This window comes from Lyngbya sp. PCC 8106 (genome assembly GCF_000169095.1).
Classification (GTDB): domain Bacteria; phylum Cyanobacteriota; class Cyanobacteriia; order Cyanobacteriales; family Microcoleaceae; genus Capilliphycus.
Genome location: NZ_AAVU01000059.1, coordinates 17,801 through 33,565, shown reverse-complemented (window position 1 = coordinate 33,565; position 15,765 = coordinate 17,801). Strand labels below are relative to the sequence as shown.

Genomic DNA, 15,765 nt, shown 5'->3' with positions numbered 1-15,765 from the left:
CCCAAGTCACTCCCAGTAATAGTAGACTAATGACAAGTAAAATCAGGATATAAGTGTCCACAAATGAATTTAAAATAGAGTAGACCACTTACCAAACTATTCTATTCGGCATTGATTATTCTCTCTCATTCGGATGATTTCTTAAGATGGATTAAAATATTATTGTCAACCCTTTGAAAAAATCAAAATCTATATAATTATTCAGTATATGATGTAGCAAATTTGAAGAAAATAGAGAATTCTACATTTAGACAAAATGTTTTACATGAGTAGAGACTATTCTAATTTGTATAAATTCACAACTCTTTTAAATTTTTTCGGGCATTTCGTTGCCACATTTTGGGTTTAATTCGTCGCAACGCTGATGCGGTAAATTGTTCGTTCCATTTTTCTTCTGAAAGTTCTGCTAATTCACTTAATTTTGGGGCAATATTTCCCGGATACGGTTGAAATGCCTCTACATCTGTTTCTTGGGCAAATCGTTGATTCCAAGGACAAACATCCTGACAAATATCACAGCCTGCAACCCAACCCTTTAACTCAATATTCTCCGGTAACTGTTCGGCACGATTTTCAATCGTATGATAGGCTATACATCGATTGGCATCCACTACAAACGGTTCTGTAATCGCATCAGTCGGACAAGCTTCAATACAGCGAGTACAAGTTCCACAATGTTCGGTATGAGGAGAATCCGGCGTTAATTCTAAATTCGTTAAAATTTCCCCCAAAAACACCCAAGAGCCATATTCTCGTGTAATCAGATTACTATTTTTTGAAATCCAACCGATTCCCGCCCGTTGCGCCCAAACTTTATCCGATATTGGCCCTGTATCCGCATAATATCGCGCTTGAATGCCTTCCCCTTGGGCTTGCAACCAATTCGAGAATGCTTTTAACTTCTGGTGCATCACCTTATGATAGTCTCGTCCCCAACCATAACGAGAAATCTTGCCATATTCCGCGCCCTCTGGACGTTCGTGAGGGGTGTAATAGTTCAGCGCCACACAGATAACAGCACAAACCTCGGGCATGACTTGACGAATATCTTGACGTCTGGGGTTCGCCATCCAAGCCATGTCTGCTTGATAGCCTTGATTCAGCCAAGCTTGCAACCGTTCAACTTCGGCTTTGGGTTCGATAACGCTTGCGATTCCAACTTTGTGAAATCCCAGGGTGATGGCTTGCTGCTTAACTTGATTCGCCTGGACTGAGGAGTGCATGACCGTCGGGTTTGGGGTTTGTATAGCACAGTTACAGCTTTCAATGTAGCGATCGCGTTTACATTTAGCCATAAAAATATATTATTATTACAAATAAAAGCAATTTGCAAGTTTTATTTGCAAAAATTAAATAAACGTTACATAATAGAAGCCAAGGGAAGCAAGACTCACCAAGGTCAGCTCCTGAGATTGTTTGTTTACCAAAGGAGTCTCAATAGCTACTATGACTTTTACCACAGAGTCTTCAACTACAAGTTTTAGCAAAGTATTTGTTTCCAGCGATCCTAACGCTGTTGCCCGTGTAACCTCAAGCTTCACAGCTCTCAATGTAGATGAGCAGCTTGCGGTTCTTTGGTTCCTTTACACTAAAATGGGTCGTACTGTCACTCCAGCCGCACCCGGCGCCGCTCGTCTTCAGTTTGCGGAAGGTCTGCTTAACGATATCAAGCAAATGTCTCCCCAAGATCAAATGAAAGCAATGCGTGATCTTGTTGCTAGCGTCAATACCCCCATCAGTCGCGCTTACGGTGTTCTCGGAGATAATACCAAGCTGGCATTTTGGTATCAGTTAGCTGAATGGATGAAAGAAGGATATGTTATTGGAGTCCCCGCAGGTTATCCCGTTTCTCGCGCTACAAATCAAGTGATTGCTGAGATTGAGCAGTTAGAATTTAGTCAACAAATCACTGTACTCCGGAAAACAGTTGCAAACATGGGAATTGATCCTCTCGCCTAGTTAATTTATAAATTGATCAAGTGCAGCGATTATCACAACTGATCGCTGTTCTTTGGTTTTATTTGATGTTTTGAATTGAAAACGATGCCGACAAGAACTTTATCAAAATCAGATTGTCTACTACAAATCGAAGGGATCACAGAACCGCAAGTTCTCCGATATTTTGAAACCCTCAACGCTGGAGATTTTCAAGCAACGGCGGCTTTATTTGCCGAAGATGGTATCCTAGAAGCCCCTTTTGAAGATCACCTTCACGGACAAGAAGCGATCGCCACTTATCTCCAAGCAGAAGCTCAAGGAATGCAGCTTAAACCCCAAGAGGGAATTAGCCAAACCTTAGAAAATGGTCAGCAACAAGTTCAAGTGATGGGGAAAGTCAGAACCCCTTTATTTTGGGTGAATGTGGCTTGGCAGTTGATCTTAAATCCCAATGGAGAAATTGCCGTTGTGACAGTTAAATTGCTGGCTTCTCTCCAAGAGTTATTTAACTTACAAAACAAATCTGATCATTAGGATTAAAACCTAATAAAATCTAAGCTTTAGCGGGAAGTTGTAGAGAACGAGCAAGTAATTCTCGTCCTAACTCGACATCTTTAGTCGAACATTTCCAATCCGGATGGCTGGTCATCAGCAAGCTTTCTACCGTCTCTTGATCAAAAAGATGCCAAACTTTGATGGGTTCGTTTTGATCTTCGATCGCGTAGCAGTTTTCACTGATGCAATAGATCATACAACTTCCAGCAGCTCTCTCAATCGTCATTTGTTGTCCCGGTTGCAGCGATCGCCAACCCAAAATCATCTGTTTAAATTCACTTGCCGATGATACGATTAAGCCCGGTAGAACTGCTGTAAGCTTTTGTTCTCCATTGACATAGAGCCAATAATGACGGGAAGGATCAATTCCCTTTAACCAAGGATTTTCATCATCTAAGCGATAGCGAGGGGCAAGCGGAAATAGCTGATTCACCACAGTCTCCTGTCTTTGAAGTATCATTAAAACTTATTATTAATATTATTGACTTACCCCTCGAAAAGATTGCAACCAAAGTTTACAAAAATTAAAATTGAGTGGATTTTAGTTAACTTTTGTTAAGAAAATGACCGCATAACGGTTTAAGCTTCATTCTTCAAGCTTGGAGTTGTTGAGACTCATCGACTTTTTCTCCGAGACTGACTTCTAAACGCAAACGGTTTTGACCATCAATCTGTAAACAGTAGTCAACTCGATCCATCAGCCGATCCATAATTAACCAACCATAACCGCTTTCTTGCCGGTCTTCCGGGTCAGGCGGAGTATATTTACCCACTTCATAACCCGTCCCACAATCCCAAACCTCCAGAGCAATATCTCGGTTTTGCAACTCTAGACGAATCACAATCGGTAAGTGCGGTTGATCTTTGTGAGCATGACGAATAACATTTGAGTAGGCTTCCGCCAGTACCAAACGAAACCGATTAGATTGACGAGGCCAGTCAATATGACTCCCCAACTCAACTTCCAAACTGCTCAACAGCCAATTTTCCACAACAGTTAAAAATCGAATATCGCTCGGCACATGAAGCTCAGTTTTCATCGGTGAATAAGACCTCCAGTGCAAGTATTGTTTGGTCATCTTCCTGAATCAAATTCGATTCCCGGACAAAGGCGAGTAAATTATCCAAATTTAAAGGCTCCTTTTGTTGTACCAGAAGCTGCCATAATCCCTCTTGATGAAGCATCTTTCGGGTTTGAGTGTCATCCTCCTGACTCTGTTGAAGAACCGTCGCTTCTGTAATCCCATCACTGGTAAGTAGAAAAATATCTCCCACCGACAGATTCAAACTCCCAATCTTTCCTCGCCAAGCGGGAAGAATCCCCAAAGGAATTCCTCGTGCTTTGAGAAAGTTGGGTTCTACCGTAATCGCAGAATCACCCCGACTCGCTTGTTCTAGCAGCATTTTCTGAGACCAAACGAGCGGATAAATATGTCCAGCATTCGCATAAATCAACTCTCCAGTCGTGGGAGTATAACGAGCCAACACCATTGTAATAAAGTGATTATTGCTAATCAGATCATCGGCCAAAATCCGATTGAGATTGTGCATCACTTGTTCTGGATCTGGGGATGACTCTTGAGACAGTTCTCGGCGAATCACCGACATCGCACTCGCCATAAACAAAGCCGCCGGCACCCCTTTCCCCGATACATCTCCTAAAGCAACCCAAACATCACCTTGAGAATGAACATAAACCTCAAAAAAATCTCCTCCCACTTCTCGCGCCGGATAGCAACAGGCTTGCACCTTCACACTATGTAAATCCGGCCAACTTTGTCGGAGTAAATTCCCCTGAATTTGACGAGCCACTTCTAGCTCTGAACGCATCTGTTCAGCCAGTTGAACAGTACGCTGATAGAGTCTGGCTTGAGACAACGCCAAAGCCGCCTGTTCACTCACCGCTTCTAACAGTTTAATATCTTCATCAGACCAAGCATCCGCGTCACTGTCTTGACAGAGAGCCAATACCGCCAGCAGATTCAACTGATAACTCAGAGGAATGATAATTTGAACCAGATTATTGTGATCAAGAGTTTGGAGAATCTTCGTTTCACGAGTTTCTAAAACCGCCTGCATCAACGACTCACTATCTGATAACCATTCAGTCTGCTGCGACTCAGCCTCAATCGGTGTATAGAAAAACACTTCTGGTAAGAGATTTCCATCCTCAACGGCTCGAACATAACACGCTTTCGCCTGAAACGTTTCTCCGAGAGTTTGAACAATCGTTTGCAGCATACTAGAGTAGTCTAGCGACTCTCGCAAAGCACTGATCACATCGTTGTAAAGAAACTCTCGACGTAAAGCACGACGCAGAGAATTTGTCCGTTTTTTGGAGAATTTATAGGTTTCTGAAGCTTGTTGAATCACTGACTTGAGAGCTTCGGGACTCCAAGGCTTAGTGATATACTTAAACACCTGACCGGAGTTGATCGCCTCAACTAAATCTTCCACGTCAGTATATCCCGTTAACAGAATACGAATCGTATCCGGGAAACGCTCAACCGTCTGACTCAAAAACTCCGTACCGTTCATTTCCGGCATTCGTTGATCTGAGATAATAATCGCCATTTCTCCCTCTTGTTGGAGAATTTCAAGAGCGTTGAGGGCGCTATCTGCTTTATAAACTCTAAACTCGCGCCGAAACGTCCGGTATAACAAATCCAAGTTATCTTGTTCGTCATCAACTACCATTAGTTTCAGCTTGGACTGTTCTCCCCGACTCATGCGATTGGTTACTCCCAGGTAAATGGATTAGGCGGATTAGGTTTGTACACTGTTTTTGTTTTTTTACACACTTGTCAGGCGCGATACGGATCAATACTGATCAATAAAATTACAATTTACGGGTGAGTCATCAGCTCGTTATCCGTTCAGCCAGTCTGAGTTTAGCAGATCGAGAGCGAGGATTATCAGCAATTTCCAGTGCTTGGGCTTGAATTGGCTTTTTCGTTAAAACCTGTAAATCCGAATCACTTTTAAAACTCTGTTTAACTCGCCGATCTTCTAAACTATGAAAACTAATCACCCCAATTCTACCCCCCAATTTTAACCATTGTGGGGCGCGAGATAGAAAAGTTTCGAGGGCTGTTAGTTCTTGATTAACCGCAATTCGCAGGGCTTGAAAAACACGAGTCGCTGGATGAATACGACCATAACGAGACTTAGACGGATAACAAGAAGCAATCACATCAGCCAGTTGAGTCGTTGTCTCAAATGGACGGTTTTGGACAATCCTTCTGGCAATGCGACGGGACAATCGTTCTTCGCCGTAATGGAAAAAAATATCGGCTAATTCTCCCTCATCCCAAGTATTAATAATATCAGCAGCACTCAAGGATTGTTGCAAATTCATTCGCATATCCAACGGGGCGCTGTGGCGAAAGCTAAACCCTCGAGTGGGAGTATCAAGTTGAGAAGAATTTACCCCTAAATCAGCAATAATTCCATCAAACTGCATCCCTTGGGGTTGATAATCGGCAAAATTTCCTCGCCAAAACTGAACTCGATCAGCAAAACAGGGTTCAACTTCTGCTAATCTAGCTCTCGTTGCAGCGATCGCCACTTCATCTTGATCAATCGCCGTAATTCGTACATCCGGCGCCGCTTGTAAGATCAACAGACTATGACCTCCACCCCCAACTGTCGCATCCAAATAATGTCCACCTGCAACCACAAACAATCCCGCGATCAATTCTCGACTCAAAACGGGAATATGAACAAAATTAGTCATTAATTCATTTATATTCAACTCAGGCATAGGAAGTGAGGGGACAGGTTACAGGGGACAGGGGATAGGGAACAGAGGATAGGGGACAGGTTACAGAGGACAGGAAAGATGGACAATTGATCATTCATCACTTCACTGTTAACGGTCTAAACTCCCTATAATGACAAGGGAGACAAACAACCGTCAACAAACGCCATACATTCGTTGTATCGTCTACTTTTACAGTACCAGCATAAAACATTGAGGTTGAGAGGCAAACACCGATGAGTCGAATAGAAACCCGCACCGAACCGATGGTCCTCAATATGGGGCCACACCACCCCTCTATGCACGGGGTTTTGCGGTTAATTGTCACCCTAGACGGAGAAGATGTCGTAGACTGTGAACCTGTCCTCGGCTATCTTCATCGAGGGATGGAAAAAATTGCCGAAAGCCGCACCAATATCATGTATGTTCCCTACGTGAGTCGTTGGGACTATGCAGCCGGAATGTTTAACGAAGCGGTTGTGGTGAATGCACCAGAAAAACTCGCCGATATTGACGTTCCCAAGCGGGCGAGCTACATTCGGGTGATCATGTTGGAGTTGAACCGTATCGCCAACCACCTGTTATGGCTTGGCCCATTCCTCGCGGATGTTGGCGCCCAAACGCCCTTTTTCTATATTTTCCGGGAACGGGAAATGATTTATGACCTCTGGGAAGCTGCAACAGGTTATCGCCTGGTGAATAACAACTATTTCCGCATCGGGGGCGTCGCCGCAGATTTACCCTATGGTTGGGTTGATAAATGCCGAGATTTCTGCGACTATTTTCTTCCCAAGGTTGATGAGTACGAACGTCTAATTACCAATAACCCGATTTTCCGACGTCGGATTGAAGGATTAGGGACGATTACTCGTGAACAAGCCCTGAATTGGGGTTTGTCTGGCCCGATGTTACGGGCTTCTGGGGTCAAGTGGGATTTGCGAAAAGTTGACCATTATGAATGTTACGATGATTTTGATTGGGATGTTCATTGGGAAACCGCAGGCGATTGTTTAGCCCGGTATTTTGTCCGCATTCGGGAAATGCGCGAGTCTGTGAAAATCCTCTATCAAGCCCTAGATGGACTCCCAGGCGGCCCCTACGAGAACCTCGAAGCACAACGGATGATGGGAGGGCCGAAGTCTGAATGGAATGATTTTGATTACCAGTTTATTGGGAAAAAAATTGCTCCGACCTTTAAGATTCCTTCAGGTGAACATTATGTTCGCATCGAAAGCGGTAAAGGTGAACTGGGCATTTATATTGTTGGGGATGATAATGCCTTCCCGTGGCGGTTCAAAATTCGGGCGGCTGACTTCTGCAATTTACAAATTTTTCCCGAGATCGTCAAAGGAACAAAAGTAGCTGATATCGTCGCGATTTTGGGTAGCATTGATATCATTATGGGTTCTGTAGATCGATAAGTACAAATCCACTCGAAAATAATCAGTTTTGGGGGTACGGTTATCTCGTCCCCCTCTTTCTAAGAGGTAGAGAGGTGGGGAGGTGGGGAGGTGGGGAGGATTTTTATTAGAGGATAAATCACTTAAAAATTTATGGTTTTATATTCATTGATTTTTGACCATTAACCTAACCGAGATGTAACGGATCAACATCAATCATTAAACGAACAGAAGTCGGACAAACCTGTTGCAATTGTTCTAAACTAGCCGTATTAATTGAAGTACCGGGTAATAACTTGAGTAAAATCTGCCAACGATATCGATTTGCCACGCGCAAAATAGGAGCAGGAGCAGGCCCCAATACTTCCATATCCGGGATTTCATCGGCAACGGTAAACAAAATCTCTGCAAATTGTTGAGCCGTTTCTTCCACTTCTGTTGAGTTTAAACTACTCAATTTTAACGCAATCAGTTGACCATAAGGCGGATAATTTAGCTCTTGTCGCTGTTCTAATTCTCGTTCAACAAATGGCTCATATTCATAGCCCTGTACGGCTTGAATCACTGGATGTTCAGGTGTATAAGTTTGAATAATAACACGCCCAGGATCATTTCCTCGACCTGCTCGACCTGCCACTTGTAATAAGGTTTGAAACGCTCGTTCACTGGCACGATAATCAGATAAATGTAACAATCCATCGGCAGAAATCACACCCACTAAACTCACACCCGCCAAATCTAACCCTTTCGTCAGCATTTGAGTTCCGACTAATAAATCAGCTTCTCTTTGAGCAAACCGAGTGAGTAAAATTCGATGAGCATCTTTTGTGCGGGTAGTGTCGCTATCAAACCGAATTATCCGTAACTCGGGAAACAGTTTACCCAATTCTTCGACAACTCGCTGCGTACCACTCCCAAAATGCTTAAAATAAGGAGAATCACACTCAGGACAGCGCTGAGGATAAAGTTCACCATAGTTGCAATAATGACAGCGAAGCGTTGGTACAACCTGACGAGAGGTTTGCAGCACATCTTCACGAATATGATGATAAGACAACGAAACATCACAATCGGGACATTCCATCACATAACCACAACTGCGACAAGAAACAAACGTGCTGTGTCCCCGTCGATGAATAAACAGAATTCCCTGTTGACCTTGATCTTGTAACTGTTGGAGTGCTTGTTGCAAGCGAGAACTAAAAATTGAGCGATTTCCCTGGCGCAACTCCTGGCGCAGATCAACAATTTCCACTGGAGGCAAAGGTCGGGATTGAATTCTTTCCGGTAAGGATAGATAATAGGAACTGGAGATTAGCGATTTAGAAATAGGCACTGAACTTTCTGTATCGAAAATATCAATACTTTGATGCTTTGGTGTTCCTCTGCCTTCCTGCCCCCGAACAGCAACCCAACTTTCCAAAGACGGCGTTGCTGAACCTAAAATTAGGGGGCAGTTTTCCATTTCAGCCCGCCAATAGGCGACAGTCCGAGTATGATAACAGGGAGCGGGTCGATCTTGTTTGAAGCTACTATCGTGTTCTTCGTCCAAAATAATTAAGCCCAGGGCTGAGAGCGGGGCAAAAATAGCCGAACGGGTACCAATGATAATTTGAGGGTGTTGGCGGGTCATATTTCGCCAAGTGTCGTAACGTTCGCCCTCAGATAACCCACTATGATAAACGCAGACTTTTTCGCCAAAACGGGCGCGAAATCGATCCGTGAGTTGGGGAGTTAAGCCAATTTCGGGAACTAAGACTAAAGCGGATTTTCCTTGTTTTAAAATCGGGGCGATCGCTTGCAGATAGACTTCTGTTTTACCGGAACCTGTGACGCCGTGCAGTAAAACTTGAGCAAAACCGGATAAATTATTAATAACGTTGAGGGCATTTGTTTGATGGGGAGTCAGGGTTTTGGGTTGATCTGGTGTTTGTTCGATCCCTTGAGCGAGTCGCAGCATTTCTCGTTCTTCAAGTAGAAGATAACCCTTTTCTGCAAGAGTTTTTAGGGTGGGAGAAGTTGTCTTACACAAGCGTAAAAAGTCACTTAGCCACGCCTCTCCACCACAACTTTTAAGAATTTGTAAGACTTCCTGTTGACGTTTAGTGACATCAACGGCTGAGTGCGGATCACCGATTAAAATTACAGCAAGTTGCTGCTTGGCTTGTACGGCTTTAGGAGTCTCTAAATAATTTTCAACCCAACCCCTAGCCAGTAAATCTTTATATCCTTTTCTCAGGGCATAATCGCCACCGACTTTTTTCTTGAGTTCCGCCCAACTCAGATCATTTGACTTTTTAGCTTGTAATAGATTGACTATTTTTAGTGCAGCAGAATTGAGAAAATTTTCAACACCCGAGGGAATTTTATCTACAAACAACCGAATTCGCCGTTGACTTCGCCGCAATAACCCAGTCGGTAAAGCCGTCCGAATTACTTGAATTAAAGGCGTTTGGTAATAAGTCGCAACCTGTTGCAATAATTGCCAATAGTGAGGCGGAAATAGGCCTTTACAAACCACCTCATCAACAGGTTTAATTTGATCTGAATCCAAACCCGGAGGAATTTGAGTTGTTGGGCGAATCGCGATCGCACCCAGATACATTGCCCCAAACGGTACACTCAAAATATCTCCAGGTTCAACATTCAGGTGAGAAGGAATAGAGTAAGTAAAAAGATGAGGTTGTGTCGGATCTTGACTCTTTAACTGTCCCGTTGGAATGTCCACCAACACTTCGATTAACCGGATGTCATCTGAAGAATGGGTAACAGAATTATTCGTATCGTAGGATGCACCTGCTTCAGCAACTTTGAGATCAGATTTAAGGATACTGGCGCGTCCTACTCCGCTATCGAAGGTAATCGTGGACATTATTATTGTTGGTTAAAGAGCAGAAGATCTAGGCGAGTTTAGCAGAATTGGTCATTCATCTAGTTTCCATTGAGAATATCTGCGATCGCGTGACGTTCAACCGGGGGATCAGACAACATCTGACGAGCATCGGTAATTAACCAGTCTAAAGCCGCAGCTTGAACATCGATTGATGCGCCTGTCTTATCGACACAATAGCGTCCGAATACCAGCTTGTCTACTAAACGCACTCCCGGCCCTAAGCGAGAATATTCAAAGATAACGCTATTGCTGACATAGGCATCACTACAAACCCAACAATTTTGACCAATCATCGTCGGGCCAACAATTTCTGCACCGTCTTCAATGCGAGTCATTCCGCCGATATAGACCGGGCCGCGAATCTTAACTTTATCCCAATTGACGGCAACATTCAAACCCGTATAAATTCCCGGTCGAACTTGCTGGCCTGGTATCGAGATATTTTTCACTTCTCCCGATAATACACCCCGAACCGCTTGCCAATAGTCGGGAACTTTACCAATATCGACCCATTCAAAATCCATTGTAATCCCGTAGAACGGCGCCCCGATCTCAACCAGTTTGGGGAATAAGTCGCCCCCGAGATCGAATTCACAACCAGAGGGAATATGTTGAAAAATTTCGGGTTCAAAAATATAAATCCCGGTGTTAATGCTGGTACTGAGCGCCTCATCAACGGATGGTTTTTCTTGGAATGCTTTAACGCGACCCTTTTCATCAGTTACGACTACTCCATAACTGGAAACTGCATCCCGAGGAACAGATTTCATCACGATGGTCGCTAATGCACCTTTTTCCTTATGCTGTTGTACCGCAGCAGTTAAGTCTAAATCGATCAGGGCATCCCCACACAAGACCACAAAGGTATCATCAAAGAAAGGGTAGAAGTCCTGAATTTTTTTCATCCCACCCGCCGAACCGAGTGCTTTTCCGAGTAGTTTTCCGTCTTGAATACTTCCTTCAAAGGAATAGGAAAGTTGAACTCCAAAGCGTTGACCATCGCGAAAATAGTTTTCGATTTCATCAGCAAGGTGGCTGACATTCACCATAATTTGGTCAAACCCATGTTTGCGAAGCAACTCCACCAAAAACTCCATGACGGGTTTCTGAAGGATCGGAATCATCGGTTTGGGGGTCGTGTAGGTAATCGGACGAACGCGAGTTCCCTTGCCAGCGGCCAGAATCATGGCTTTCATATTGACTTCCTCAACCCTTGTCTGTTTAGTAAATTGTGACTCAATGAAAATCTGACTTCTGGATCAATCAAGTTTGATTTTCCAGTGATTTCGTCAGATGCAAGTGCGATCAGCTAATTTAAGCATCTATAAATTCAACTGAGCGATCACCTTATCCCAATTTACCGAGATTTTGTAACAATGTCGCCCCCTATTTGCGATAAGGGGGGTTTACTATCAATAGTGAACTCTCTTTTTCGTGAACTGTTTTGACGGTAAACAGTAAATGGTCAGGAGTTGAGAATTATGGGGGCGATGCGATCGGCCCCCGCGATTCATCCGGGGGATATAAGCAAGAGTGCCATTTTTAAATGGCAGTGGATATTTTTATCCTATGATGGCCAGTATAGATTATGAGGCAGTAAGTCAAGTATTGATAGTCTTCGAGTTCAAGGCAAAAGGGAAAGATAGCCAGTATCAAGCAATTGACGAGGCGATACGCTCCTACAAGTTCATCCGCAACTCTTGTTTAAGATACTGGATGGACAATAAAAAAGTGGGCAAATACGACCTCAATAAATATTGCAAGGTACTGGCTAAACAATATCCTTTTGCGAACAAACTCAACTCTCAGGCTAGACAGTCTGCGGCTGAATGTAGTTGGAGTGCGATTAGTCGATTTTACGACAACTGCAAGCGCAAAGTACCAGGCAAAAAGGGGTTCCCTAAATTCAAGAAACACGCTCGTTCTGTTGAATATAAGACTTCCGGGTGGAAGCTTTCAGAGAACAGGAAGGCGATTACTTTCACCGATAAAAATAATATTGGTAGACTGAAGCTAAAGGGAACCTACGACCTGCATTTCTCTCTTGGTGCGCGTTCCCAAGCGCCCGCAGGTGGCGCGGGGTCGCACCGCTATCAACTCAAAGATCTTAAAAGAGTGAGGATAGTCAGGAGAGCTGATGGATATTACGTGCAGTTTTGTATTTCAGTTGATCTCAAGGTAGAAACAGAACCAACGGGTAAAGCAATAGGCTTAGATGTTGGAATCAAGTATTTTTTGGCAGATAGTTCAGGAAATACTATCGAAAATCCTCAGTTCTACAGGAAAGCTGAAAAAAAGTTAAATCGTGCTAATCGCAGAAAATCCAAGAAGTACATTCGAGGAGCCAAGCCGCAGTCAAAAAACTACCACAGAGCCAGATGTCAATATGCCCGGAAGCATTTGAGAGTAAGTCGGCAGCGTAAAGAATACGCAAAGAGAATTGCGTATTGCGTAATCCACTCTAACGATGTGGTTGCCTACGAAGACTTGAATATTAAAGGCATGGTAAAAAATCGACATTTAGCTAAATCAATCTCGGATGTTGCTTGGTCAATTTTTCGTCATTGGTTGGAATATTTTGCAATTAAATATGGTAAGCTAACTATTCCGGTTGCTCCCCATAATACATCTCAAAACTGTTCTAACTGCGGCAATAAAGTTCCTAAGTCTCTATCAACCAGAACGCATATTTGCCATCACTGCGGATACAGCGAAGATAGAGATGTTAACGCGGCTAAGAACATCTTAAAAAAGGCTCTCAGTACGGTCGGGCAGACCGGATCTTTAAAGCTTGGGGAGATTGAACCGCTTTTAGTGTTGGAGCAATCCTGTACTAGAAAGTTTGATCTGTGAACCAAGAATCCCCGTAATTTATTGCGGGGAGTGTCAACCGGCTTTGACGAGAATCGTTTGTCCTTCTAACTTGGCTTCATAGCGTTTTAGGGGTTCTTCTGCTGGCCCTTCTAAGAGTTGACCATCGGCGGCAAATTTGGAATCATGGCAGGGACAAATAAACGCATTTTGATCGGCTTTCCAATTCACAGAACATCCCGCGTGAGGACAAGTTGGGTTAACTGCAATTAGTTCTTGAGGGTTATCCGGTTTTTGAATGACTAATACTGAACCCATTGCCAATTCTTTACTTGAAAGTTGACCTTTTTCTGCTAATTGATCGAGAGTTCCTATCGATTGATATCCCTCTGCATCCACAGAACTAACTGTTGATTGTGATTCTGTCTGTTGAGGTGAACAAGCGGCTAATACAATCGGCAAATAACTCGCTAATCCCCCAACTCCAACCCAAGTAACAAATTCTCGACGTTTCATAAACTGAAATTATCGACTTTCAAAACAACATTCTAGAAGACGGAGGTTGAGTTTAGGAATGAAACCCAACAAATATCAGTAATGTTAGGTTTCCCTAAATTATAGAACTTCCTCGAATTTTTCTGAACCGTTAGGTTGAGGACAGGCTGCTGCTTCCTCTGCATTTATTGTTGTATGTCCTGAAGCTTCACAAACATAAAAGGGTTGAGTTGCTTCTTTCCACTCATTGAGATTGTTGAGGGCTTGAGTATAAAATGCAGCGTGTTGAGTTTCGGCTTCGGTGGCGTAGGTAAAGGTTTGAACTGCTGCTTCATTTCCTGCGGTTTTCGCTTGAGAAATAAACTTAGGATACATGGTATCTCGTTCGTAGGATTCCCCTTTAATTGCCTTTTCAAGATTTTCTGCGGTTGAACTTACTTGTGGAGTTGCAATATCGTTTTCAGGGGTTGCACCCATTGATTTTATCACTTTAGCATGATTATCGCGGTGAATTTCTTCGGCACGAGCGGCCGCACGAAATAAACGCGCAACTTCTGCGTAGCCTTCTTCATCGGCTTTTTCCGAAAATTCTAAATACATCACATGAGCGTTAGATTCACCATTATAAGCTGCTTGTAGATTTTTTAACGTTTCGGCTTGAGGATCTGCGGCTTTTGTTTCACTAGCAACTGTTGTTGCTGTATCAGGAGAAGGTTCAATGGTTGCTGAGGGTTGCTGTTGAGAACAACCAAATAAACTAACTAAACTAACGGCAACGACAGCAACGAAACTTTGGCGATTAAAATAACGAAATATCATGGTAAAATTCTCCTGTGGGTAGAGTAAAGATTTTGGGTTAATCAAGTATCTGAAAGCAAATTTAGTCGAAAATAATTAGCGATCACTAACAGATTTCGGTTGAGGGCGTTTCTTAAATAAACTGGTCATACTCAAACCAGTTACCAGTAAACCGATCAAGGCTACCCCATTTAAAACGGGATAAATTTCATCCAGTCCAAACATTTTCAAAGTATGTAATCGGATTAGAAATTCCCCAATTTCATCTTGATGAAACCATTCATCAAAGATGGTGTAACCGACTCCTGTAATCACTGTTAGCAGCAAGGGTAAACTCGCTGTAATTGCGATCATCCGGTGATATTTTCGGAAAACTCGCATCATAGTCTGATCCTCCGTTTTAACGGCTTTGCCTAGCTTTAACAGTTTTTACTATAGAAGGAAAAAGTAAAGAACTCGGGAAGATGAAAAAATTAGTCTGATCGCAGAAGTTTGGGAGTGGGAACTTAGGGAAAGGGGGAACAGTTCAGGGAAAAGATCCTTCGTTTCACTCAAGATGACAGACTCATCAACTAATGCGATCGCGGAAACCCTACATTTTTAAGATTTTCAGGTGTCCAATTCTGATAATATTTTGTTTTGAGTAAAGTCTCAGAAGCTTGTGTAAGTAAGCATTGAGCTTGAATCGTCAAATTAATATAAGGTAATCTCCGAGTATAAACGCCTTGAATATTAAAGGATTCATCAGGATGTCCACCGAACGCAACTAAACCCCATGAGGAAATAATAGGATTTAAACAGTTAATAAACTCTTGGGTTTGTTCGGGTGTTAGGGCTTGGGAATCGGGATGAAGAACCAGCAAAACTTCATCGTGTTGATTTTGATGAAACTCTTGAATACTTTGAATTAGAGTAGAATCTAAATTGAGACTAGAATTTATGTCAAAATGATCAACTTTGTAGAGAATCTGATTGCTTAAACGAGCTTTACGAGTAAACGGACAAACAGGTAAACCGCCAAAAATTGGATGAGGCTGTTCTAAAAAGTCCGTCATGTACTCAATTGTGCGCTGGATGATTTCAGAACTAGAATCGCACATAAAAACACATCCCAA

Annotated in this window: 15 protein-coding genes; 4 read left to right on the top strand and 11 right to left on the bottom strand. The window is 43.0% G+C overall.

The genetic code is table 11. The annotated features are described in order from the left end of the window. Positions 1 to 296 precede the first annotated feature (296 nt). On the bottom strand, positions 297 to 1,223 hold the full coding sequence (queG, locus tag L8106_RS26380) for a tRNA epoxyqueuosine(34) reductase QueG (protein ID WP_009787591.1): 927 nt from the start codon (positions 1,221 to 1,223) through the stop codon (positions 297 to 299). 223 nt (positions 1,224 to 1,446) lie between these two features. Between queG and L8106_RS26375 the strand changes: the two genes are divergently transcribed. Continuing rightward, positions 1,447 to 1,959 carry an orange carotenoid protein N-terminal domain-containing protein gene (locus tag L8106_RS26375; RefSeq protein ID WP_009787590.1) on the top strand — a complete coding sequence of 171 codons (513 nt, stop codon included), beginning with the start codon at positions 1,447 to 1,449 and terminating at the stop codon, positions 1,957 to 1,959. An 84-nt stretch (positions 1,960 to 2,043) separates the two neighbouring features. Further along, positions 2,044 to 2,472, top strand: a complete 429-nt coding sequence (locus L8106_RS26370) for a nuclear transport factor 2 family protein (RefSeq protein ID WP_009787589.1) — start codon at positions 2,044 to 2,046, stop codon at positions 2,470 to 2,472. 19 nt (positions 2,473 to 2,491) lie between these two features. On the opposite strand, the gene L8106_RS26365 is transcribed toward L8106_RS26370, so the two are convergent. The 4 genes from L8106_RS26365 to rsmH form a co-directional block, all read right to left on the bottom strand. Beyond that, positions 2,492 to 2,926, bottom strand: coding sequence for a hypothetical protein (locus L8106_RS26365; protein WP_009787588.1), 435 nt, complete (start codon positions 2,924 to 2,926; stop codon positions 2,492 to 2,494). Positions 2,927 to 3,086: 160 nt separating this feature from the next. Beyond that, positions 3,087 to 3,533 carry an anti-sigma regulatory factor gene (locus tag L8106_RS26360; RefSeq protein ID WP_009787587.1) on the bottom strand — a complete coding sequence of 149 codons (447 nt, stop codon included), beginning with the start codon at positions 3,531 to 3,533 and terminating at the stop codon, positions 3,087 to 3,089. Then, positions 3,523 to 5,223: a SpoIIE family protein phosphatase gene (locus L8106_RS26355; RefSeq protein ID WP_009787586.1), complete on the bottom strand. Its 1,701-nt coding sequence runs from the start codon at positions 5,221 to 5,223 to the stop codon at positions 3,523 to 3,525. The genes L8106_RS26360 and L8106_RS26355 overlap by 11 nt, the downstream gene beginning before the upstream one ends. Positions 5,224 to 5,353: 130 nt before the next feature. Then, on the bottom strand, positions 5,354 to 6,229 hold the full coding sequence (rsmH, locus tag L8106_RS26350) for a 16S rRNA (cytosine(1402)-N(4))-methyltransferase RsmH (RefSeq protein ID WP_009787585.1): 876 nt from the start codon (positions 6,227 to 6,229) through the stop codon (positions 5,354 to 5,356). Between the two features lie 260 nt (positions 6,230 to 6,489). On the opposite strand from rsmH, the gene L8106_RS26345 reads away from it, so the two are divergent. Next, positions 6,490 to 7,674 carry an NAD(P)H-quinone oxidoreductase subunit H gene (locus L8106_RS26345; protein ID WP_009787584.1) on the top strand — a complete coding sequence of 395 codons (1,185 nt, stop codon included), beginning with the start codon at positions 6,490 to 6,492 and terminating at the stop codon, positions 7,672 to 7,674. Between the two features lie 166 nt (positions 7,675 to 7,840). Here L8106_RS26345 and priA read toward each other — a convergent pair whose 3' ends face one another. Both priA and L8106_RS26335 read right to left on the bottom strand, forming a co-directional pair. Then, positions 7,841 to 10,525: a primosomal protein N' gene (gene priA, locus L8106_RS26340; protein WP_009787583.1), complete on the bottom strand. Its 2,685-nt coding sequence runs from the start codon at positions 10,523 to 10,525 to the stop codon at positions 7,841 to 7,843. A 59-nt stretch (positions 10,526 to 10,584) separates the two neighbouring features. Further along, positions 10,585 to 11,742 (bottom strand): sugar phosphate nucleotidyltransferase, encoded by a 1,158-nt coding sequence (locus tag L8106_RS26335; protein ID WP_009787582.1) that lies wholly within the window; start codon positions 11,740 to 11,742, stop codon positions 10,585 to 10,587. A gap of 412 nt (positions 11,743 to 12,154) precedes the next feature. Between L8106_RS26335 and L8106_RS26330 the strand changes: the two genes are divergently transcribed. Continuing rightward, positions 12,155 to 13,399 (top strand): RNA-guided endonuclease TnpB family protein, encoded by a 1,245-nt coding sequence (locus L8106_RS26330; RefSeq protein ID WP_039897345.1) that lies wholly within the window; start codon positions 12,155 to 12,157, stop codon positions 13,397 to 13,399. A 33-nt stretch (positions 13,400 to 13,432) separates the two neighbouring features. Here L8106_RS26330 and L8106_RS26325 read toward each other — a convergent pair whose 3' ends face one another. The 4 genes from L8106_RS26325 to L8106_RS26310 form a co-directional block, all read right to left on the bottom strand. Then, positions 13,433 to 13,873 (bottom strand): ubiquinol-cytochrome c reductase iron-sulfur subunit, encoded by a 441-nt coding sequence (locus L8106_RS26325; RefSeq protein WP_009787580.1) that lies wholly within the window; start codon positions 13,871 to 13,873, stop codon positions 13,433 to 13,435. Positions 13,874 to 13,972: 99 nt separating this feature from the next. Then, complete coding sequence (locus L8106_RS26320; protein ID WP_009787579.1) at positions 13,973 to 14,671, bottom strand: rubrerythrin family protein; 699 nt, start codon at positions 14,669 to 14,671, stop codon at positions 13,973 to 13,975. Positions 14,672 to 14,746: 75 nt separating this feature from the next. Further along, a complete protein-coding gene (locus tag L8106_RS26315; protein ID WP_009787578.1) occupies positions 14,747 to 15,034 on the bottom strand; it encodes a hypothetical protein in 288 nt (95 codons plus the stop codon). A gap of 188 nt (positions 15,035 to 15,222) precedes the next feature. Next, a complete protein-coding gene (locus L8106_RS26310) occupies positions 15,223 to 15,750 on the bottom strand; it encodes a hypothetical protein (protein ID WP_009787577.1) in 528 nt (175 codons plus the stop codon). Positions 15,751 to 15,765: the final 15 nt, after the last annotated feature.